20 protein-coding genes and 2 riboswitches are annotated in these 20,787 nt (G+C 48.6%); of the genes, 3 read left to right on the top strand and 17 right to left on the bottom strand.

Annotated elements, in window-relative coordinates:
- Positions 1 to 35: 35 nt before the first annotated feature.
- The 15 genes from EDC63_RS09280 to EDC63_RS09210 all read right to left on the bottom strand — a co-directional run bounded on the left by EDC63_RS09280 (position 36) and on the right by EDC63_RS09210 (position 15,348).
- Positions 36 to 566, bottom strand: coding sequence for a phosphatase PAP2 family protein (locus EDC63_RS09280; RefSeq protein ID WP_124945270.1), 531 nt, complete (start codon positions 564 to 566; stop codon positions 36 to 38).
- Positions 523 to 1,755, bottom strand: coding sequence for a glycosyltransferase family 4 protein (locus tag EDC63_RS09275; RefSeq protein WP_124945269.1), 1,233 nt, complete (start codon positions 1,753 to 1,755; stop codon positions 523 to 525). Before EDC63_RS09275 ends, EDC63_RS09280 begins: the two co-directional genes overlap by 44 nt.
- Positions 1,756 to 1,994: 239 nt before the next feature.
- Positions 1,995 to 2,309, bottom strand: coding sequence for a diacylglycerol kinase (locus tag EDC63_RS09270; protein ID WP_124945284.1), 315 nt, complete (start codon positions 2,307 to 2,309; stop codon positions 1,995 to 1,997).
- A gap of 47 nt (positions 2,310 to 2,356) precedes the next feature.
- Positions 2,357 to 3,802, bottom strand: a complete 1,446-nt coding sequence (gene gcvPB, locus EDC63_RS09265) for an aminomethyl-transferring glycine dehydrogenase subunit GcvPB (protein WP_124945268.1) — start codon at positions 3,800 to 3,802, stop codon at positions 2,357 to 2,359.
- A 72-nt stretch (positions 3,803 to 3,874) separates the two neighbouring features.
- On the bottom strand, positions 3,875 to 4,378 hold the full coding sequence (gene tpx / locus EDC63_RS09260) for a thiol peroxidase (protein ID WP_124945267.1): 504 nt from the start codon (positions 4,376 to 4,378) through the stop codon (positions 3,875 to 3,877).
- Between the two features lie 38 nt (positions 4,379 to 4,416).
- Positions 4,417 to 5,796 carry an aminomethyl-transferring glycine dehydrogenase subunit GcvPA gene (gene gcvPA, locus EDC63_RS09255; RefSeq protein ID WP_124945266.1) on the bottom strand — a complete coding sequence of 460 codons (1,380 nt, stop codon included), beginning with the start codon at positions 5,794 to 5,796 and terminating at the stop codon, positions 4,417 to 4,419.
- A 22-nt stretch (positions 5,797 to 5,818) separates the two neighbouring features.
- Positions 5,819 to 6,208: a glycine cleavage system protein GcvH gene (gene gcvH / locus EDC63_RS09250; protein WP_124945265.1), complete on the bottom strand. Its 390-nt coding sequence runs from the start codon at positions 6,206 to 6,208 to the stop codon at positions 5,819 to 5,821.
- 41 nt (positions 6,209 to 6,249) lie between these two features.
- A complete protein-coding gene (gcvT, locus tag EDC63_RS09245) occupies positions 6,250 to 7,329 on the bottom strand; it encodes a glycine cleavage system aminomethyltransferase GcvT (protein WP_124945264.1) in 1,080 nt (359 codons plus the stop codon).
- Between the two features lie 82 nt (positions 7,330 to 7,411).
- Positions 7,412 to 8,317 carry a lipoyl synthase gene (gene lipA / locus EDC63_RS09240; RefSeq protein WP_124945263.1) on the bottom strand — a complete coding sequence of 302 codons (906 nt, stop codon included), beginning with the start codon at positions 8,315 to 8,317 and terminating at the stop codon, positions 7,412 to 7,414.
- 40 nt (positions 8,318 to 8,357) lie between these two features.
- A riboswitch (glycine riboswitch) is annotated at positions 8,358 to 8,465 on the bottom strand.
- Between the two features lie 83 nt (positions 8,466 to 8,548).
- Positions 8,549 to 8,640, bottom strand: a riboswitch (glycine riboswitch).
- Positions 8,641 to 8,784: 144 nt separating this feature from the next.
- Positions 8,785 to 10,185 (bottom strand): nitrogen regulation protein NR(I), encoded by a 1,401-nt coding sequence (gene ntrC / locus EDC63_RS09235; RefSeq protein ID WP_124945262.1) that lies wholly within the window; start codon positions 10,183 to 10,185, stop codon positions 8,785 to 8,787.
- A gap of 64 nt (positions 10,186 to 10,249) precedes the next feature.
- Positions 10,250 to 11,302 (bottom strand): nitrogen regulation protein NR(II), encoded by a 1,053-nt coding sequence (gene glnL / locus EDC63_RS09230; protein WP_124945261.1) that lies wholly within the window; start codon positions 11,300 to 11,302, stop codon positions 10,250 to 10,252.
- Between the two features lie 126 nt (positions 11,303 to 11,428).
- Positions 11,429 to 11,890, bottom strand: a complete 462-nt coding sequence (locus EDC63_RS09225) for a DUF4124 domain-containing protein (protein WP_124945260.1) — start codon at positions 11,888 to 11,890, stop codon at positions 11,429 to 11,431.
- A 42-nt stretch (positions 11,891 to 11,932) separates the two neighbouring features.
- Positions 11,933 to 12,418, bottom strand: a complete 486-nt coding sequence (locus tag EDC63_RS09220) for a DUF4124 domain-containing protein (protein ID WP_124945259.1) — start codon at positions 12,416 to 12,418, stop codon at positions 11,933 to 11,935.
- A 172-nt stretch (positions 12,419 to 12,590) separates the two neighbouring features.
- Positions 12,591 to 14,000 carry a glutamate--ammonia ligase gene (gene glnA, locus EDC63_RS09215; protein WP_124945258.1) on the bottom strand — a complete coding sequence of 470 codons (1,410 nt, stop codon included), beginning with the start codon at positions 13,998 to 14,000 and terminating at the stop codon, positions 12,591 to 12,593.
- 181 nt (positions 14,001 to 14,181) lie between these two features.
- The gene (locus EDC63_RS09210) at positions 14,182 to 15,348 is read right to left on the bottom strand and encodes a cation diffusion facilitator family transporter (RefSeq protein ID WP_223248164.1); all 1,167 of its coding nucleotides are present in this window, start codon (positions 15,346 to 15,348) and stop codon (positions 14,182 to 14,184) included.
- Between the two features lie 66 nt (positions 15,349 to 15,414).
- Here EDC63_RS09210 and EDC63_RS09205 point away from each other — a divergent pair, with 66 nt between their 5' ends.
- The 3 genes from EDC63_RS09205 to mtgA all read left to right on the top strand — a co-directional run bounded on the left by EDC63_RS09205 (position 15,415) and on the right by mtgA (position 17,537).
- Positions 15,415 to 15,870 (top strand): rhodanese-like domain-containing protein, encoded by a 456-nt coding sequence (locus EDC63_RS09205; RefSeq protein WP_124945256.1) that lies wholly within the window; start codon positions 15,415 to 15,417, stop codon positions 15,868 to 15,870.
- Between the two features lie 151 nt (positions 15,871 to 16,021).
- Entirely contained in the window at positions 16,022 to 16,834 is an 813-nt protein-coding gene (gene aroE / locus EDC63_RS09200; RefSeq protein ID WP_124945255.1) for a shikimate dehydrogenase, read from the top strand.
- A gap of 1 nt (position 16,835) precedes the next feature.
- Entirely contained in the window at positions 16,836 to 17,537 is a 702-nt protein-coding gene (mtgA, locus tag EDC63_RS09195; RefSeq protein WP_124945254.1) for a monofunctional biosynthetic peptidoglycan transglycosylase, read from the top strand.
- Positions 17,538 to 17,613: 76 nt separating this feature from the next.
- Here mtgA and EDC63_RS09190 read toward each other — a convergent pair whose 3' ends face one another.
- Together EDC63_RS09190 and EDC63_RS09185 are read right to left on the bottom strand one after the other, a co-directional pair.
- A complete protein-coding gene (locus EDC63_RS09190; protein WP_124945253.1) occupies positions 17,614 to 18,936 on the bottom strand; it encodes an ABC transporter ATP-binding protein in 1,323 nt (440 codons plus the stop codon).
- Positions 18,937 to 18,946: 10 nt separating this feature from the next.
- A complete protein-coding gene (locus tag EDC63_RS09185) occupies positions 18,947 to 20,689 on the bottom strand; it encodes an ABC transporter permease (protein WP_124945252.1) in 1,743 nt (580 codons plus the stop codon).
- Positions 20,690 to 20,787: the final 98 nt, after the last annotated feature.

Genomic DNA, 20,787 nt, shown 5'->3' with positions numbered 1-20,787 from the left:
GAAAAAGCCTGATCTGAATTTTGTACCAAAGCACTTTAAAGCAGCTGAAATGACAGACCTGCCACCATGGTTCCTATAAAAGCACCTGCCAGTACATCGCTTGGATAATGCAATCCGAGCACTAAGCGAGATAACGCCACTAACGCTGTAAACGGCACCACCACCCAAGCTAAAAACGGGTAGTACCCCAGTATCACAATGGTAAAGGCCACTGCATGCAGGGTATGGCCTGAGGGGAAACTGAACTGATCCAGCGGATTGGCTCCCAGCAGAATTTTACTGTTGATTTGATAGGGACGCGGACGCAGGGTTTTTACTTTCAGCCATTTATAGATCAGCGTGCAGACCAATCCCGAAATGATCATGTGAAGCACAGGCACAACAGCGCCCTTACCAAACCACCCAAGCAAAAGCACCATACTGCCATACCAGAATATTCCGTCTCCGAGCCGACTCACCACCTGAAAAAGCGCTTGGATCCACCTAAACTGGCTTGCACTGTTTATACGTAAACAGACCGTTTCATCCCAATGGTTGACTTGTTTCAAGCGAAATTTCTGAATCATTTGATTCTCCTCTTTTCACTATTTTCAACAAAACCTGTTCGAATTGATCGTGGATATCTTTCCAGTCTATGTTTTCTGCCGTGATGCGTGCATTTTTTCCCAGTTCAGCAAGCGCCACATCATCGGCAGCCAATGCCGCTGCCTGTTCGATAAATTGACGTTCATTATCAAACATGGCTACCAGCCCGTTTTGACCATTTCGTATGTGTTCTGCCGCTGCGGCATAGTCATAAGCAACAACAGCCAACCCGCTGGCCATGGCCTCCATGGTGACGTTACCGTAGGTCTCTGTGATACTCGGGAACAAGAATGCATCTGCAGATGCGTAGTGAGCTGCCAGGTCTTCACCAGTACGCATCCCGGCAAAGATGTGCCCCGGATTTAAATGCTCCAGCTCACCGCGCTCAGGGCCATCACCTACTAACACCAGTTTGGCTTCCGGCCTTTTCTGGCGCATTTTGTTAAAAGCACTCAGCACGACAGGCAGGTTTTTTTCAGGTGCCAGTCTGCCCACATACAGTACAACCAGATCTTTCTCACCCGCGCCCCACTGAGTACGCAAAGCCTGACTTCGTTTGGCCGGATTGAATAATTGAGTGTCCACCCCGCGCCGCACCACAATCAGGTTCTCATACCCACTTTCAAACAGCTCTTTGCGTATGCCTTCCGTCGGCACCATGGTGCATAGCGCCTTATTGTGGAGTTTGCGCAGATAAGCGATGATCGGTTTACGTAACCAGCCAAAACCATAATGTTTGCTATACACATGGAAGTTGGTGTGAAAGTCCGTGCTGGTGGGAATTTTCAACTTGTTTGCGGCAGATAATGCAGACCATCCCAGTGGCCCTTCCGTGGCAATATGCACGATGTCCGGCCGCTTTATTGTCCACAGTCTGAGCAATGCAGATTTTGCTGGTAGTCCCATTTTCAGGCCATCATAGCGAGGTATCGACATACCACGTTGGAGCACTTCTTCTATATGTTTTTCCTGAAGCGGTGTGTCAATTTCACTCTGACGGGGCCGGATTAACTGGATTTGATGGTCGCGTTCCTGAAGTGCACTCACCATACGCCCTATGGTCATGGCTACACCATTTATCTCAGGTGGGTAGGTTTCGGTGACCACCGCAATACGCATCATCTGCTTAGAGGTGGGTAAACTTTGTAAAATAATAGGCATGTCGTTCATGCAGCCACTTTGCATGAACGATGAGAAGGTTTGATTACAGGGATTTGACGGTTTTGTTACACACAGTCTACTGGAAAATCATTTTCGTGATTTCACCAAAAGCTTTTCACCGCGGAGGCGCGGAGACGCAGAGTTAGAAATGCCAACTTCAGGTACGTAAGTCATGCTTTTCTCTTCGCCTCCGCGTCTCTGCGGTGAAGCTATTTTTCTGCTTTTCAGGGATTCATTCAGGAAGACAACTACAGCAGCACCAATAACCAGATAGCGACGGCATTAATCAAACTCAGCAGCACAGCCGCACTTCCTACATCCTTGGCACGTTTAGCGAGCTGATGTTTTTCCAGAGAAATGCGATCAACAGTGGCTTCAATCGCTGAGTTAAACAACTCCACAATCAGAATCAGCATGACACTGCCCACCATCAGCGCTTTACCCACACCACTTACCGGTAGATACAGCGCAACAGGAATGAGTACCAGCGCTAAAAGCATTTCTTGCCGAAAGGCATCTTCATAACGCAAGGCGGCTTTCAAACCGTCCAGCGAATAATGCATTGCATTGACTATCCGCTTAAGACCGGTTTTTCCTTTGTAGGGGCTTTCTAACCCTTCCACGTCAGATCCAGTTCACGCGCTGCTTTGACATCATCCAGACGGCGTACAGGCGTTGTATAAGGTGCACCTTTCAGCAGTTCCGGCGTTGAATTGGCTTCTTCCAGAATGGCTTTCATTGCCGCTACAAATGCGTCCAGCGTATGTTTGCTTTCTGTTTCTGTTGGTTCAATCAACAAACACTCAGGCACCAACTGTGGAAAATAAGTGGTGGGGGCATGAAAGCCTTTATCCAGTAAACGCTTTGCCACATCCATGGCTGTCACACCTGTTTTGTCCTTCAGCCCCTTAAGCGTCACGATAAACTCGTGACTGGCACGACGCTGCGGGAAAGCAATGTCATATCCGATTTTTTTTAACTCTGCCAGCAGGTAGTTGGCATTCAGGGTAGCAAACTCAGCCACACGATGCATGCCCTCTGCCCCTAACATCCGTGCATAAATATAAGCGCGCATCAACACGCCGGCATTACCCATATGAGCAGACATACGACCGATGGACTGCGGCATATCCTGCTCTGTAAGCCAGCGATATTCGTTCTTGTCAAACCCCACGATGGGAATAGGCATGAACGGCAGAAGCCGTTTAGAAACGCCCACCGGACCCGCACCTGGACCTCCACCACCATGAGGCGTTGAGAAGGTTTTGTGCAGGTTCATGTGAATCACATCGAAACCCATGTCACCCGGTTTTACTTTACCCAGAATAGCGTTCAGGTTGGCACCATCGTAGTAGAGCAGGCCACCAGCATCGTGTACGATTTTCTGAATTGCCTGAATGGCTTTTTCAAATACGCCGAGAGTAGAAGGATTAGTCAGCATCAAGCCGGCAGTTTGTGGGCCAACGGCGGCTTTTAGCGCCTCCAGGTCCACATCGCCTTCGCTGTCGGTTGGTATCTCTTTGACCTTGTAACCACACATGACAGCCGTGGCAGGGTTAGTGCCGTGCGCTGCGTTCGGCACGATAATTTCATTACGCGCAAAATCACCACGGGATTCATGGTAAGCACGAATCATGGCCACACCGGCAAACTCGCCATGAGCGCCCGCCATCGGGGTCAGGCTGACGCCGGCCATTCCAGTTACGTCTTTCAGCATTTCCTGCAGTTCGTACATACAGGCCATGAAACCCTGTCCTGTTTCTGCCGGCGCAGAAGGGTGACGCCCCAAAAACTGTGGCAACATGGCGAGCGAATTGCAGGCCCGCGGATTGTATTTCATGGTGCATGAGCCCAATGGATAAAACTGGGTATCTATGGAAAAATTCTTTTGTGACAGCCTTGTGTAATGGCGAACCACATCCATTTCTGATGCTTCAGGCAATTTAGGACGCTGCTTGCGCAGGAATTTTTCTGGAATACCAGCGACAACTGCCTTTTTAGCAGGTGCCTGCACCGAGTTTCTCCGCCCCGGTTGGGAAAGTTCAAATATCAGCATAGTTCAATTACACAATAAAATTTTTAAAAATCGCATTCACAAAGAGTGCGGAAATCCGTACCCGATCTCTCGTTATTGCTTTACCGCTTCCAGTGCAGAGCCATAGTCTGGCTCCTGCTTGATTTCAGGCACCAGCTCGGAATAAATCACCTTGTCGTTTTCATCCAGCACAACCACTGCGCGCGCAGTCAGCCCGGACAATGGAACATCCGTAATCATGACGCCATAATCCTTGTGAAAATCTCGGCCGCGCATGGTGGAAAGCGTAATCACATTATCCAGCCCTTCCGCGCCACAAAAACGGCTTTGCGCAAACGGCAAATCTGCCGAAATAACCAGCACAACGGTATTAGGCAAATCATTCGCTTCAGCATTGAAACGGCGGGTAGATTCTGCACAGGTAGGAGTATCCAGGCTTGGCACAATATTCAGAATTTTGCGTTTACCTTTGTAATGGCTTAAAGAAATATCATTCAGATCTTTATCCACCAGCATGAAGCTATGCGCCATATCGCCTGGTTTTGGAAAATTGCCGCCTACATTTATAGGGTCGCCCCCTAGTGTAACAGTTGCCATGATCCTGCTCCTTTAGTGAAAGTAACGCAGTTGATAAACTAGGACTTATAAGCACAAGGCGGGGCTTCCCGACGCTTGCTCAGAATACGTTCCATTTGCTCTGCATACCGCTGTAAATCGCCATCGGTTTTGGTTTCTGTTGCACATACCAAAATCGCCTGACCCAACTCTGGATAATCTGCGCTCAGGTCATACCCTCCCAAAATGCCTTGTGCTCTTAGCGCACGCAATATGTCAGCAGCAGGGGAGGACACGCGGATGACCGCCTCATGAAAATTCGGGCCGGGAAAAACCTGCTCGACCCCTTCAATTTTAGCCAACATATCCAATAGCGCCAGCGTGTTGGCATGGCAGCTTGCTGCAACTCGCTCCAACCCATCCGGGCCAAGCAGGGACATAAAAATAGTCGAAGCCGTGACAACCAAGCCCTGGTTGGTACAAATATTGGATGTGGCCTTGGAACGACGGATATGCTGTTCACGAGCCTGCAATGTCAGCGTAAAACCCTGCTTGCCTTCCAGATCAACTGTACGGCCTACAATACGTCCGGGCATCTGGCGTACCAGTGCAGTTTTACATGCCATGAAACCATAATACGGGCCACCGCTGGCTAAAGGCGCACCCAGAGGCTGGCCTTCTCCCACGACAATATCAGCTCCATTACTACCCCATTCGCCCGGTGGTGTAATCAGTGCCAGAGACATGGGATTTACCACGCCAATCACCAGACTACCCTTGCTATGCGCCCAATCTGTCAGCACATCCACTTCTTCCAGATTACCGAAGAAGTTTGGCTGGGGGATAACCAGCGCGGCAAAATCTGCATCATCATTTAAATCGGTACTGATGGTACCTAGCTTGGCATCGTAATCCACTTCAACCAGTTCAATACCCTGATTTTTCACCGTCACCTGCACCACTTTGCGGTAGTTCGGATGCACGGTTTTAGGCATTAAAATGCGTCGTGAACTTTTGTGCGACCGCACTGCCATGAGCACGGCTTCTGCTAGTGCAGACGCGCCATCGTAAAGGCTGGCATTGGAAACATCCATGCCAGTTAACGAGGCCATCATAGTCTGATATTCATAGATCAGTTGCAGCGTGCCCTGGCTGGCTTCAGCCTGGTACGGGGTATAGGCAGAATAAAACTCACCACGGGTGGTGATTTGCCAGACCGCTGCCGGTATATGATGCTCATAGGCACCTGCACCAATGAAGTTCAGGTAGCGTCCGTCTGTTTCTGCCCGATCCTGCATGAGCCGCGAAACTTCCATCTCGCTCATCCCCTCTGGTACACGGGTCAGCTTGCCACTGCGTAAAGCAGCAGGAATTTCATCAAATAAATTTTCAATCGATTCCGCACCAATGCTATCCAGCATGGCACGAATATCTTCTTCTGTATGCGGTATAAACGGCATGATCAATCGCCCTTACTTAGTCTTAGTGCGCTTCGCTATCCACCAACGCCTGATAGGCCGTTGCATCCAGCAAGCCGTTCAAATCTGCAGCATTATCCGGTTTGATCTTGTACATCCAGGCTGCAAACGCATCCTGATTGATCTTTTCCGGTGAGTCTTCCACTTCGCTATTGGTTGCAACCACTTCACCAGCAATCGGTGAATACACATCAGAAGCTGCCTTGACGGATTCCACCACGGCACACTCTTCATTCGCCGCTAATTTACGGCCTACCGCCGGGTTTTCCACAAACACCATATCGCCCAGCAAATCCTGCGCGTGGTGAGTGATACCCACCGTTACGGTACCATCTGCTTCAAGTTTGGCCCATTCGTGGGTCTTGGCGTACTTCAAATCAGCCGGAATACTCATTTCACATTATCTCCATCAATCTTTTCAATTTTAACAAAACTTTAAATCAAACCCTTGCCGTTACGGACAAAGGGATATTTCACTACTTTAGCATTCAACAATTTGTCCCGAATCTGCACCTGAACCATGTCACCTGGCGATACACCTACCGGCATGCTGCCCATGGCAATGGATAGATTCAGTGTAGGCGAAAAACCACCACTGGTAATTTCGCCATCACCCTTAGCGGTTATAATTTTCTGGTGGCTGCGGAGCACACCCTTATCCTGTAATACCATTCCCAGTAACTGATGGGTAACCGGTCTGGTTTGCAAAGCGCTTTTCCCGATAAAATCACGGGGACTTTGCAAATCCACAGTCCAGGCAAGCCCGGCTTCCAGCGGATTGGTTGCTTCATCCATATCCTGGCCATATAAATTCATTCCAGCTTCCAGTCGCAGCGTATCGCGTGCGCCCAGACCAATCGGTGAAACGCCCAATCCGTGCAAGGCTTGCCAGAAACTTTCAGCCTCAGTCGCTGGCAACATAATCTCAAATCCATCTTCACCCGTGTAACCGGTGCGGGCGATGAAGTACTGATTGTACGCTACCGCCTGAAAAGGCTTGAGAGATTCACTCACTGCCTGCGATCCAGGTATGGCCAGCCATACTTTACTGCGCGCTTCAGGGCCTTGTACAGCAACCATCGCCAGATCTCGGCGTGGCTTTATTTCAAGACCGGGGGCATGAGCATCGCGCTGCTTAATCAGCCAAGCTACGTCTTTATCTGCTGTCCCTGCATTCACCACAATACGAAACCAGTCTTCACGCATGAAGTAGATGATCAGGTCATCAATCACGCCGCCTTCCGGATTCAGCATGCAGGAATAAAGCGCTTTACCAGTTACAGTCAGTTTATCGACATTGTTAGCCATGGTTTGGCGTAAAAAATCCCTAACACCAGCACCAGTCACATCTACTACCAGCATATGGCAGACATCGAACATGCCCGACCCCTGGCGCACCTTATGATGTTCATCCAATTGGGAACCATAATGCAATGGCATGTCCCAACCGCCAAAATCCACCATTTTTGCGCCCATATTACGATGTGCCTGATTCAGGGGGGTTTGCTTCAACATGGTTTAGTCTCTATTTAAAAAAATTCATTCTAGTTTTCTGCGCTACAACTCCCTCTCCCACAAGGGACGAGGGAACCTGCTGCTATCCAAGAGTTGCCAACTGCTCTTCCTCAGCAAAATAGGAACTCCGCACCATCGGCCCCGCTTTTACCCAGCCAAAGCCCATTTCACGTGCCGCCACTTCATAAGCAGCAAACTCGTCCGGGTGAATGTATTCCTGAACCGGTAAGTGCTGCAGAGAAGGGCGCAAATATTGCCCCAGGGAAACACGATTAACACCCTGTTTCCGCAAATCCTGCAATACCTCCAGCACCTCCTCGCGGGTTTCACCCAATCCCAGCATCAATGCCGATTTCGATTCCACACCTGATAATTTGGCAGCGAGTGCCAACATGTCTAGCGAACGCTCGTATTTTGAGCCTTTACGCGCTTCACGATACAAACGAGGCACTGTTTCCACGTTATGCCCCCAAACCAAGTCGCGCCTTACGCCATCAGGTAACGCTGTTAGTGTTTGCTGCATCAGTTCAATAGCAGCTTGCTGGCAATTGCGGAAATCAGGCGTCAGGAACTCCACGCCAATTTGTGCATTTTGCAGCCGCAATAATTTGAGGGTTTCAGCAAATATTCCTGCGCCGCCATCGGGCAAATCATCCCGGTTCACCGAAGTCAGGACTATATAGCTCAGCTTTAATTCAGCCACCGCCCGCGCCACGCGCGCTGGTTCGTCCTTGTCAAACCACTCAGGTTTACCAGTTTTGACCGCGCAAAAGCCGCACGCGCGGGTACAGGTATCCCCCAGCAGCATGAAGGTAGCCGTACCACGACTCCAGCACTCACCCCTATTCGGACACCTGGCTTCTTCACATACGGTATGCAGGGCATTTTCATGCACCGAACGGCTTGTATCCTGATAATGGGTTTCTTTACCCAGATTCTGGCGAATCCAAACGGGCATGCGGGTAATATTACGTTGCTGGGATATCATCAAAAACACCAATAAAAAAGGGGTGAAGCCGGAATTCCGGCTTCACCCCCCTGTCCTTTTAACCTGAGAGATTACGACAAAAAATGTCGCGTGCCCCTTCGGTGGATGATCTTATCAAAAAAGATCATCGCTCTCCAGAGTAGTCTCAGCAGTCACAAGGATTTATCAGCGAGCAAGTCAGCCACTTTTCGCAGCAAACAACATCACACCAAAATAAAATCAAAGCAGCTACTCGACCAAACGGTTCCTTTTACCTGAGCGATTATTGGGTATTTACGCCTTCGGCGGTGCTAGCAATCAGCACACTCTCCCGCTTAGCCTTTCAGACTGATATTACCACGAACTATACCGTAGTGCCCGCATTGTGGCAAGATAACCAAACAACCCAACAAATCAATCACTCATAGACAAACAGGCTGATTTTCCTTGCTGGTAGGGGCATTCACAAATATCAAACGGACACAGCCTTACTCAGCAGCCCCACCTTCCTCCAACCCCAACTCCTGAATCTTCCGCGTCAAAGTATTACGCCCCAACCCAAGCAATGTTGCAGCTTCTAGCCGCCGCCCCCCGGTATGCCCGAGCGCAGCTTTAATCAGCACCGATTCAAACTGCTTGCTCAGCTGTTCCATAATGCCTTGTTCACCCCGATTGAGCGCACTTTTAGCCTCATTTTCCAGCGCATCCTGCCAACCTTGCCCTACCTCGACACGATCTTCACCCAAGAGCTCCGGCGGCAAATCGGCAATCTCAATATTCTGCCCCGGCGCCATAACCATCAGCCAATGGCAGACATTTTCCAATTGGCGCACATTACCAGGAAAACTCAGCGAGCTGAGGTACTTCAATGCAGCTTCCGAAAACCGTTTTTGTTCGCCACCTAGTTCCTTGGCACTCTTTTGCAGAAAGAATTTCGCCAATAATGGGATATCTTCCGGCCGTTCGCGCAATGGTGGCAAACGTAAACGAATCACATGCAAACGATGAAACAGGTCTTCGCGAAATAATCCCTGCTTCACTCTGACTTCCAGATCCTGATGTGTTGCTGCGATCACCCGAACATTCACCTTAATGGGTTGATGCCCGCCAACCCGGTAAAATTGGCCATCTGACAATACGCGCAATAATCGTGTCTGCAAATCGGAGGGCATATCCCCAATTTCATCCAGAAACAGGGTACCGCCATCTGCCTGTTCAAAGCGCCCCCGGCGCATACTCTGGGCACCGGTAAACGCACCTCGCTCATGTCCAAATAGCTCTGATTCAAGCAAATCCTTAGGTATGGCAGCCGTATTCAGGGCGATAAATGGTTTTGCGGCACGAGGACTGTGTCGATGCAGCGCTCGGGCGACCAACTCTTTACCCGTACCCGATTCACCTGTAATCATCACACTGGCGTGAGATTGAGATAGACGGCCAATTGCGCGAAACACTTCCTGCATGGCAGGTGCCTGCCCCAGAATTTCCGGTTCACCTTCCATGACTTCGTTCACGTCTGCGGCACGCATGCTTTCGTCCATGGCACGACGAATAAGCTCTATCGCATGATTCACGTCAAAAGGCTTTGGCAAATATTCAAATGCCCCTCCCTGGAATGCCGCTACGGCACTTTCCAGATCGGAGTAAGCTGTCATGATAATAACGGGGATATTAGGGAAACGCTCTTTCACCTTTTGCAACAGTTCAAGCCCTGAGCTACCGGGCATGCGAATGTCGCTAACCACAACCTGTGGTACGGTAGTTTCAAGGGCTGTCAGCGCATCCTGCCCATTTGTAAACACTTCGAACTCAATGCCTTCCCGCGCCAGTGCTTTTTCAAACACCCAGCGAATAGAACGGTCATCATCTATAATCCAGACAGGTTTCATAGTTATTTATTCTCAAATATCCATCTGATTAAACCAATGCACTATTTTGGTGCATTGAATAGTTTTACTCTTCTTCACCTGACACCGGAAGCAACAAGGTAAAGGTAGTTGCACCCGGGCGACTTTCATATTCAATTGTGCCATGATGCTGATTCACATAGGTTTGGGCAATAGTCAGCCCTAATCCGCTTCCATCCTCACGACCTGATACCAGAGGGTAGAAAATCTTTTCTTTGAGCGATTCCGGAATACCCGGTCCATTATCGATAATCTGTAATTTAAGCGCCAGACGATAGTGCTTTCTGGCTAACGTCACACGTCGGGCTACGCGAGTTCGAAATATGATTTCCCCTTTGCCCTGCAGCGCCTGAACGGCATTCCGCGCAATATTCAACACCACCTGGATCAACTGCTCTCTGTCACCCACCATCTCCGGCAAGCTGGTATCGTAATCTCGCTTGATTTTGATTCCAACAGGCGTTTCCGCCAGTAACAAACTTCTTACCCGTTCAAGCACCTCATGAATATTGATTTGCTGAATCTGCGGAATCCGATGCGGTGTAAGCAACCGGTCCATCAAACCTTGCAAACGGTCTGATTCCTTGATAATTACCTGGGTATACTCTTTCAGCTCCGGTTTTGGCAATTCGTATTCCAGCAACTGAGCCGCGCCACGGATTCCCCCCAAAGGGTTTTTGATTTCGTGTGCGAGATTGCGGATCAATTCACGATTAGCTTGCTGTTGCAGCAACATGCGCTCTTCCCGCGCAATTTTCAGTTGCTGTTCCATTTGCCGAAATTCGATCAGAATGCCAAGCCCCTCGCTTTCTATGGGCGTTACCGTGCAGCTAGCGAGCATTTTCTCATTGCCGTGTGTGCCGATCGTCATCTCATGTTCAGTAAAACTGCTGTTGTGTTCCGTGGCATAGGTCACCGCAGCCTGCAATTCACTTGTATCGGAGAAAATGTTATACAGAGATTGACCCAGCACATGCTTACTACTTAGCTGAAACATACTTTCTGCTGACGGATTGATATATTTCAGGCGCAAATCTTCGTCCGCCAGCAAAACTGCGGTGGATAACAGCTCCAAACCAGGGAACGCCGAATTTTTCATGGGATATTTTTCAGTCACACATTGTGTAAAGCAAGAAACGCGCCATAGGGTAAGGCGGCCAATTGAATTTTCTTGCAACGGACGGATCGCTGTTTTCTACGAACCTACCCGTTGCACTTTCGGTATTTATCTTGTTCCAGCCAGTTCTTTCTGCAAAGCTTCCAGATTTTTTTCGTGGGCTGTCACTTCGTCTTTCAGGCCCTGAACTCTGTCCAGATATTTCTGGTAATTTTTCTCATTGCCCAAGCGCACGCCTTCGCCTTCTTTAAGCGCCTGCTGCGCTGCTACGAGTCGCTTTTGTTCGTTAGCCAATTCTTCTTCCAGCAGTTGGCGTCGTACATCATCACGCTTTTTTTGCGTTTCACCATCCACTTTAGGAAAACTGGAAGGCGTCGGTGAAGAGGCATTTTTCGGTTTGGTGCCGGAAATAGTCGAAATTGGCTCCAGATCCAGCTTTTTTGCACCCTTTTTGGCAATATTTGAATATGTTACGCGACCGTTCTCGTCAACATATTTGTATATTTCCGCATAGGCAGACAAATGCAGGCCAAACAGAATAATAAACGCGATATTTTTTAACATATTCATTCTTGTTTTCAAAGGTTCACAATGCCTATATGACTGTAAATATTACTGTAAAGTTGCTAAATCCTGCTTCAACAACTCAATATTTTTTTCGCGCAGAGCAATCTCATCCTGCAATTCTTTTATTCTTTCTTCATTCCTGTTAACGGCTTTTCGCGCTACTTCTTTACCGTCAACCTTATTTTTAAGCGTTCCCGAACGATTTTTTTCTTCTTCCATCGCTAGCTTGGCTTTTACCAACGAAGTCTGTTCTTTAACTAAAGACTCTTCCACTGCCTGCTTTTTTGCATTTTTTTCGGGTCCATCCTGCACCTCGACTGCGCTCCCTTTTGCAGATGCTCCCGCAGATTTGGCTTTGGTTGGGGGTAATATCGTAATCGGTGCCAGGTCTACTTTTTTTGCACCTTTTATCGGCACATTGGAATAGGTAACCTGACCTTTGTCATCCACCTGTTTATACATCTCAGCCTGAGTGCTGAGACTGCCTATCAGCAACAAGAAACCGCACGCTCTCAACACATTTTGCTTCATAGCTCTCCCTTGCCTTTTCCTATCTCAATCTTCAGGCAAGTTTATGATAGGCACTAACAGCAATCAATGCAACCAGCCTTGCATTAAGAAAATGACATTTAAGCCAATCTACTCAACACAAATAAAAAAGGGCGGGGAAACCCCCGCCCTTTTTATGCACATAACCGACTGATTAGATGCTGTAATACATATCAAATTCAACTGGATGGGTAGTCATGCGGAAGCGTGTTACTTCTTCCATCTTCAACTCAATGAATGCATCAATCATTTCGTTGGAGAATACACCACCACGTGTCAGGAACTCTCGGTCTGTATTCAGAGCGTCCAATGCCATTTCCAGTGAAGAACAAACTTGTGGAATAGCGCTGGATTCTTCTGGCGGCAGATCATACAAGTTTTTATCCATTGCATCACCTGGATGAATCTTGTTCTGAATACCGTCCAGGCCAGCCATCAACATGGCGGTAAATGCCAGGTATGGGTTCGCGGTTGGATCTGGGAAACGCACTTCAATACGACGGCCTTTAGGGTTGGTTACATAAGGAATACGGATGGAAGCAGAACGGTTACGCGCTGAGTAAGCCAGCATAACTGGTGCCTCAAAACCTGGAACCAGACGCTTGTAAGAGTTGGTACCTGGATTGGTAATTGCATTCAGTGCTTTGGCGTGCTTGATAATACCGCCAATGTAGAACAATGCCATTTCGGACAGACCCGCATAACCGTTGCCGTCAAACAGGTTTTTGCCGTCTTTCCAGATGGACTGGTGTACGTGCATACCGGAACCGTTATCACCCACGATAGGCTTAGGCATGAAAGTAGCGGTTTTGCCATATGAATGTGCAACGTTATGTACAACATATTTCAGAATTTGAGTCCAGTCAGCGCGCTGAACCAGGGTAGAGAAACGGGTACCGATTTCACATTGACCGGCAGTTGCCACTTCATGGTGATGCACTTCAACTGGCACACCCATTTCTTCCATTGCCAGGCACATGGCAGAACGGATATCTTGCAGGGAATCAACTGGTGGGACGGGGAAGTAACCACCCTTAACGCGTGGACGATGGCCAGTATTGCCGCCTTCGAATACTTCGCCGGAACTCCAGGCTGCTTCCTCGGAATTAATCTTGACCGATGTACCGGACATATCGGTATGCCAGGTTACGGAATCAAAAATGAAGAACTCTGGCTCTGGGCCAAAGTAAGCTGTGTCACCGATACCGGTTGACTTCAAGTAAGCTTCAGCACGCTTTGCAATAGAACGTGGGTCACGGTCATAACCCTTACCGTCAGATGGCTCAATGACATCGCAGGTAATAATCAGGGTGGACTCGTCCATGAACGGGTCCATATTAGCAGTTTCAGGATCAGGCATCAGCATCATGTCAGAAGCTTGAATACCTTTCCAGCCAGCGATGGATGAACCGTCAAACGCATGACCGGCTTCAAACCAGTCTGCATCAACTACATGCGACGGGATGGTCACGTGCTGTTCCTTGCCGCGGGTATCAGTAAAACGCAGATCAACGAACTTCACTTCGTTATCCTTGATCATCTTTAAAACATCGGCTGCCGCCATCTTCATTCTCCTAAAATATCAACACAATTTTACGGTAAAGTTTTTTTCTTCTACAAAGGGCTAGGTAAGCAGGAACCATGCCATCAAAAATTCTAAAGAAAGATATTCTGCCACAAGCTGTTGCACTACGGTAACAAAATTAATTGCACCAAATTGGTGCAATTAATAAAATAACGCACCATTATAGCGCATCATGACGGTGCAAGTGGATTGCACTAAAATAATCATCGCTCAACACCACTTCCATAATCCGAGATTTCAGCCCTCTCATGATGTCCACGTCGTCACAAAAAGCCGCAGACAAGAATATTTCCACCTCGACCTTGCCTTCCAGATAATGCAGCACGATCTTTTCAGGTTCAGGAAGTGCACCGCTCAGGCACTGGTGTAAATGTTCCAGAAGCACCTTGCGACCAGGCAAATGCACACTGGGTTTGGCACGGGTATCATCTTCCGGGTCTATATGCACCATGACATCCAGAACATCATGGTTTTTCAGAACGCGGCTTCGTGCGGTTTCTGCAATATAGTGCCCTTCCGACACACTGATCTTCGGATCAACCAGCACATGGGCATCCACCAGTGCATTATCGCCCATTTTACGGGTTTTTAATTCATGCAGGCCAAGCACGCCAGGCGTGCTTTCCAGTGATTCCCGAATCGCCGCTACCTGTTCGGCATCCAGAGAAGTGTCGATAAGTTCTGAAAGTGCGTCATAACCCATTTTCCATCCCATACGCGCAATCATGAAAGCTACCAGTACCGCCGCAATCAGATCCAGAAAGGTAAATCCGGCCAGATTGCCAGCAATCCCTGCCACTACAACCAGTGAAGAAGCCGCATCCGAACGTGAATGCCAGGCGTTCGCCATGAGCATTTGAGAGCGCAACCGTTTGGCAACACTCATCATGTAACGAAACAAGCTTTCCTTGCCTACAAGGGTCAGCAAACCGATCCATAACGTAGCCGGATGCACTTTCTGAATGGCACTGGCATCCTGGAGGCGCATTCCTGCTCCCCATAACAACAGCACACCGGTTGCAATCAGCAACACCCCTAAGATCAGTGTGGCCGCGGTTTCAATGCGTGCGTGCCCATAAGGATGGTCCGCGTCAGCTGAACGACTGCCGTGGCGGTTGGCAAAAAGCACAAGAAAATCAGATAGCAGATCGGATAATGAATGAATACCATCTGCCATGAGGGCTTGGGAGCGTCCGAAATACCCCACGACAATCTGCAGGATAGTCAAAACCACATTCACCACAACACTGACCCAGGTGACTCTTTGCGCGGCAAGGTAACGTTCGTGATTGGCCGGGTCAATACCGGAAGGAGGATGATTGCTCAAGGCTTTTATTACATATATGAAAAACTCATTTATACTGTAAAAAAAGGGTTTAGAGCAAGGTTTATCATGGGAAACATCACTGAAATTCTAAAAACTGCTCACGAACGGGCAATACAGCTTGGTTTGCCCTACGAAGGGGCTTTATTACCTGCAGAAGCTTATCACTTGCTTTCAGAGGCACCCTCTGCCGTTTTGGTGGATGTGCGAGCCCATGCTGAATGGGAACTGATTGGCACTATTCCGGGCAGCGCCCAGATTGAATGGCAATCTTACCCTGGCTGGCATGCTAACCCTTTCTTTATTACCAATCTCAAACAGCAAATCGACTCGGAATCACTCGTGATGTTTATTTGCCGTTCTGGAGGCCGATCCCATAAGGCAGCAATTGCCGCGATGGAAGCAGGCTTTACCAATTGCTACAACGTGATTCAAGGTTTTGAAGGCGACAAAGATCCCGCTACCAACCGCCGTAGCTCGGTTAACGGATGGAAGGCAGCCGGCCTCCCTTGGCAACAAAGTTAACTTTTTCAGTATCCTCATTGGTTAGCCGCAGAAAATCAGAGTGGTTATTTAGCTGTCTATCAGTCGCCAGCACTTAATTTATCCCAAACCATAGAAGTGCTGAGATGAAAAATCCTTTCTAGGTTAAAATATGCCTTTTTGATTTCTGAACATGACTGACCAATACGCCGTTACAGGCAACCCCATAGCACATAGCAAATCCCCGAGTATTCATACTGAATTCGCCAAACAAACTGGGGAAGATATGGCTTACACAGCGGTACTGGCTCCCCTTGACGGGTTTGACCGCACTGTTGATCAGTTCATTAGCCAGGGTGGAAAAGGAATGAACGTTACTGTTCCTTTTAAACAGGAAGCTTACCAACTGGCCTCGGTACTTTCCGAGCGGGCTCAGTTGGCCGAGGCAGTCAATACGCTTAAATTCGAGAATGGCAATATCTTCGGGGACAACACGGACGGCGCAGGACTGGTTCGGGACATTAAGGAAAACCTGGGATTCAACATTCAAAACAAACGCGTCCTGTTACTAGGGGCAGGTGGCGCAGCGCGCGGCGTAATATTACCCATACTGAAACAGCTTCCTGATTCACTCACCATTGCCAACCGCACTGCGGCGAAAGCTGTGGAACTTCAGCAGCAATTTTCCGCCTATGGTGCAATCACAGGCGGCGGATATTCTGATCTGGCGGGCCGCGAGTTTGATCTTGTTATCAATGCCACTTCCAGCAGCCTGAACGATGCCTTACCACCATTACCTGCAGGTGTTTTTGCTAGCCATGCGCTCGCCTACGACATGATGTATGGCAAGGGATTGACTCCCTTTCTGTTGTTTGCACAAAGTGAAGGCGCAGCCCAACTGGCAGACGGCTTGGGCATGCTGGTGGAACAAGCTGCTGAATCTTTCTTTATTTGGCGTGGTGTAAGACCCGCCACACTTCCCGTCATCGAATTACTCAGAAAATAACATGTTAAAAACACTTTGGCGCTGGTTCTGGAAGGGCATTGCCCTGTTCATTGGTGTGGTTTTGCTCTACCAACTCTGGATTTTCGGGCATATCTGGTGGTGGGTGGATCACAATCCAGCTACCAGTTCTTTTATGGATGATCGGCTGGCAATCATGCAAGATCAAAACCCGGATGCCGAATTAAGGCACCAGTGGGTTCCTTATGATCGCATTTCCATGAACTTGAAACGCGCCCTGGTTGCCGCCGAAGACGCCAAATTCATCGACCACGAAGGCTTTGACTGGGAAGGCATCCAAAAGGCCTACGAAAAAAACATGAAGAAAGGCAAGGTTGTCGCAGGAGGTTCCACCATCAGCCAGCAGCTGGCAAAAAATCTGTTTCTTTCCAGCAAGCGCACACCTTGGCGCAAAATAGAAGAGGCTGCCATTACGGTAATGCTGGAACAAATGATGAGCAAGCGCCGGATTCTGGAAATTTACATGAATGTGATTGAATGGGGAAATGGCGTTTTTGGCGCAGAGGCCGCTGCCCGCCACTATTACCGCACCAGCGCGGCTAGTCTGTCCGCACCGCAAGCAGCCAAGCTGGCTGCCATGGTGCCAAATCCGCGCTATTACGATAAGCACCCCGGTGCAAAAGGGTTACAGCGCAAAACGGGCATTATTCTGGCACGCATGAATTCTGCAGTGGTACCGCGTTAAAAAAGCACTTTCCAGCGTTTCGCTTTTTCATTGTGCATGCCATCCATTTGCGGATTCTTTGTAAGTGCACCTGATTTTACTCTATGACTTCTTCTCCGGGATTCTCGGTGCTTAAAATGCCGGAGTTGTAGTCATAAGCAAACAACTCTGCGTAACGCCCCCAGTCGATGACAACAGCCAGCACTCTTTCAGCTTCTTCTTCACTGAGATAATCTTCCAATTCCCTTAAAAACCGCTGCTCCGGTGCACGTTGCGAAGGGCGCTCATCGAGCACACGGCGAATATGCCCGGCCAGGGGGACACGTTTTAACTGGTGTTCTCCGAAAATTTCCTTGCGTCGCAAAATATCGGCATCTACAAATGCCTTACCATGACGGGAAAGGGTGATCACCCCACTTGCAATCACAGCAAAGTCCAGCAGCACCAGCGCATCCAAAATAGGGAACAGGTTATCTATCTCAAGTTGCAATGCAACCGCCAATACCGGCAGTTCAGCGCTACCTGTGCTGGATAAGTGCAGTATTTCCTCCATCGCTCCAGTCATCTGGGCAACGGTCACACTGGGCAATGGATGACCTATCCCAATCCGCACTGCCTTTGCTGATTCGGTTTCATTCGGAATCACCGTTGTCGTCATGATGGTATAAATGCGTTCAACCAATTGCCTGAACGCCAGTGATTCCCTGTCGCGAGGGTGCTTCAGGGTGATGGCCACTTCGGCCTTGACCCGTCCGGGGTTGCTATCAAATACAATCACTCGGTCCGCCATCAGTAGCGCTTCTTCGATATTGTGCGACACCATCAAGATCGCTCGCGTCGGGATCAGACGTTCAATCCATAAATCCAACAGGTCATTACGCAAAGTTTCAGAGGTTGGTACATCCAGTGCCGAAAATGCTTCATCCATCAGCAATATATCGGGATTCACCACCAACGCACGCGCAAATCCTACCCGTTGGCGCATGCCCCCTGAGAGTTCTTTGGGGAAAGCTGACTCAAATCCATCCAGGCCAATCATGTCGATTACTTCCAGTGCGCGCTGACGTCGCTCAACGGGTTCTATACCTTGCGCTTCCAATCCCAATTCAACGTTCTGCAAAACATTCAACCATGGAAACAAGGCAAAAGTCTGAAACACCATACTGATCCCCGGCTCCGGATGATCCACATGTTTACCCCGATACAATACCTTGCCGCTGGTCGGGCGCGTCAATCCTGCCAGAATCCTTAACAGGGTGGATTTTCCACAACCTGACTTACCCAGAATCGCCACAATTTCACCGGCATGTAATTCAAGATCAATATCTTTCAACACACTCAATCTTTTCTTTTCGGCACCCGCAAACGACTTACTGACACCATGCAAGTGCATCAAACATTCTTTTTTGGATTCATCCATGGCTTTATTTTTATTCCAGTTTTAACCTGTCCTGAGCAAACCGGTACAGTCTTTTCCATACCACCCTGTTAAGAATAATCACGTACAAACTCATTACACCAATCCCCAAGGCGATTCGAGGATGATCGCCATTCATTGTCTGTTGCGTAATATAAGCACCAATCCCGCTTGCAACCAGAGTTGTATTACCCCAGCTTACCAACTCCGAGACCACGCTTGCATTCCACGCGCCCCCTGAGGCGGTCAAGCCACCAGTAATATAAGAGGGGAAAATCGCAGGTAAAATCATGCGGCGCCACACCAGCAATTTTTTCAATCCCAGATTGGCAGCTGCTTCGCGCATATCATTCGGAATGGCAGCAGCACCCGCAATCACGTTAAACAGGATGTACCATTGTGTACCCAATATCATGAGCGGGCTCAGCCATATTTCCACATTCAAATGGTAGGTTACTATCAGCACGACCGCTAACGGGAACATCAAATTTGCGGGGAAAGCCGCCAAAAACAGCACAACTGGCTGAGCCCGCTGCGCCCATTTTGGCCGCATGCCTATCCACACACCAATCGGCACCCAGAACAAAGTGGCCAAAATGATTAAAACAATCACCCTGCCAGCTGTCAGCAATCCCAGAAAAAAGACATTCCCAATTTCGCTGTAACTTACCTCGCTCAAAACAAAATGCGACAAAGTCAACAAACCGATAATCGATAATACCAACAGTAGCGCCAACCAGACCTTGTCTAACAAGCGAACATTTCTATTTAATATTTTCAGTTTGAATTTTGGCAACGGCCTGGCGGGTATATGTCTAAAAACTTTCAAAGAAATTTCCCAGAATATAGCTGGCAATGCCAATAGCTTAGGCAAGAGTCGTGTGCGCTGCATCAATGTCAGCACCCATGAAGACGGTACATCTTGCGATTCTGATAGCTCAAATTTGAATTTATCCGACCAGGCTATCAGCGGGCGAAATATCAATTGATCGTAAAGTAAAATAACGATGAACATCGTAAAGATGGCATAACCGATCGCACTCAGGTCTTTGTGTTGAATCGCCAGGGCGATAAAAGAACCGATTCCCGGAAGCATTATCGTTTGCCCTGAAACGCTGATTGCCTCCGAGGCAACCACAAAAAACCACCCCCCGGACACCGACATCATGGCGTTCCAAACCAGATTTGGCATAGCAAATGGCACTTCCAGCTTCCAGAAACGCTGCCATGCCGAAAGTTGAAAAACATCGGCAACCTGATATAAATCAGTGGGTATCATGCGTAAAGAGTAGTAAAAACTGAATGCCATATTCCACGCCTGAGATGTGAAAATTGCAAAAATTGCTGCTGCCTCTGGCCCCATCAAACTACCCGGAAACAGGTGAATAAACCCCATAATAGTGATGGACAAAAAACCTAGTATAGGGACCGATTGCAAGACGTCCAGCAGAGGGATTAACACCATACCGGCGCGCCGGCTTTTGGCCGCAAGGCTCGCATAAATAAAAGTGAACAGAATGGAAAACAACATCGCCGCAGCCATACGCAGTGTTGTTCGCATGGCATATGCGGGCAAATTAGAAGGCTCCAGGGAAACTGGCAACTGCTGCCCCAGATCATAGGGCGCAGTCATTTGGTGCATACCCCATGCCAAGCTGAAAAGAGCGGCTAAAACACCAGGCAGGATCAGCAAATCCCAACGATTGGGGAAATCAACAACATCGCGCCCAGCCGGATTTGCAGTAAAAAAATGCATTTTATCTCTCTCGAACTGCAAGAATTGTCATATTACAGGCTATGATGTCACTATTATTATGAGCATTAAATTTATTTGATTAGACGGGCACTCTTTAA

Source organism: Sulfurirhabdus autotrophica, from assembly GCF_004346685.1.
Taxonomy (GTDB): domain Bacteria; phylum Pseudomonadota; class Gammaproteobacteria; order Burkholderiales; family SMCO01; genus Sulfurirhabdus; species Sulfurirhabdus autotrophica.
The sequence above is the reverse complement of the archived record's forward strand: the minus strand, read 5'-3'. Positions and strand labels throughout refer to the sequence as shown.

What these genes read in the sequence shown, in the direction of transcription:
- gcvH (WP_124945265.1), bottom strand. Translation starts at nt 6,208, where the DNA reads ATGAGTATTCCGGCTGATTTGAAGTACGCCAAGACCCACGAATGGGCC.
- gcvPB (WP_124945268.1), bottom strand. Translation starts at nt 3,802, where the DNA reads ATGCTGATATTTGAACTTTCCCAACCGGGGCGGAGAAACTCGGTGCAG.
- EDC63_RS09280 (WP_124945270.1), bottom strand. Translation starts at nt 566, where the DNA reads ATGATTCAGAAATTTCGCTTGAAACAAGTCAACCATTGGGATGAAACG.
- EDC63_RS09205 (WP_124945256.1), top strand. Translation starts at nt 15,415, where the DNA reads ATGGGAAACATCACTGAAATTCTAAAAACTGCTCACGAACGGGCAATA.
- gcvT (WP_124945264.1), bottom strand. Translation starts at nt 7,329, where the DNA reads ATGTTGAAGCAAACCCCCCTGAATCAGGCACATCGTAATATGGGCGCA.
- EDC63_RS09190 (WP_124945253.1), bottom strand. Translation starts at nt 18,936, where the DNA reads ATGGATGAATCCAAAAAAGAATGTTTGATGCACTTGCATGGTGTCAGT.
- EDC63_RS09225 (WP_124945260.1), bottom strand. Translation starts at nt 11,890, where the DNA reads ATGAATATGTTAAAAAATATCGCGTTTATTATTCTGTTTGGCCTGCAT.
- glnA (WP_124945258.1), bottom strand. Translation starts at nt 14,000, where the DNA reads ATGGCGGCAGCCGATGTTTTAAAGATGATCAAGGATAACGAAGTGAAG.
- ntrC (WP_124945262.1), bottom strand. Translation starts at nt 10,185, where the DNA reads ATGAAACCTGTCTGGATTATAGATGATGACCGTTCTATTCGCTGGGTG.
- mtgA (WP_124945254.1), top strand. Translation starts at nt 16,836, where the DNA reads ATGTTAAAAACACTTTGGCGCTGGTTCTGGAAGGGCATTGCCCTGTTC.
- gcvPA (WP_124945266.1), bottom strand. Translation starts at nt 5,796, where the DNA reads ATGCCGTTTATACCGCATACAGAAGAAGATATTCGTGCCATGCTGGAT.
- tpx (WP_124945267.1), bottom strand. Translation starts at nt 4,378, where the DNA reads ATGGCAACTGTTACACTAGGGGGCGACCCTATAAATGTAGGCGGCAAT.
- aroE (WP_124945255.1), top strand. Translation starts at nt 16,022, where the DNA reads ATGACTGACCAATACGCCGTTACAGGCAACCCCATAGCACATAGCAAA.
- EDC63_RS09185 (WP_124945252.1), bottom strand. Translation starts at nt 20,689, where the DNA reads ATGCATTTTTTTACTGCAAATCCGGCTGGGCGCGATGTTGTTGATTTC.
- glnL (WP_124945261.1), bottom strand. Translation starts at nt 11,302, where the DNA reads ATGAAAAATTCGGCGTTCCCTGGTTTGGAGCTGTTATCCACCGCAGTT.
- lipA (WP_124945263.1), bottom strand. Translation starts at nt 8,317, where the DNA reads ATGATATCCCAGCAACGTAATATTACCCGCATGCCCGTTTGGATTCGC.
- EDC63_RS09270 (WP_124945284.1), bottom strand. Translation starts at nt 2,309, where the DNA reads ATGCATTATTCGCTGGACGGTTTGAAAGCCGCCTTGCGTTATGAAGAT.
- EDC63_RS09275 (WP_124945269.1), bottom strand. Translation starts at nt 1,755, where the DNA reads ATGAACGACATGCCTATTATTTTACAAAGTTTACCCACCTCTAAGCAG.
- EDC63_RS09220 (WP_124945259.1), bottom strand. Translation starts at nt 12,418, where the DNA reads ATGAAGCAAAATGTGTTGAGAGCGTGCGGTTTCTTGTTGCTGATAGGC.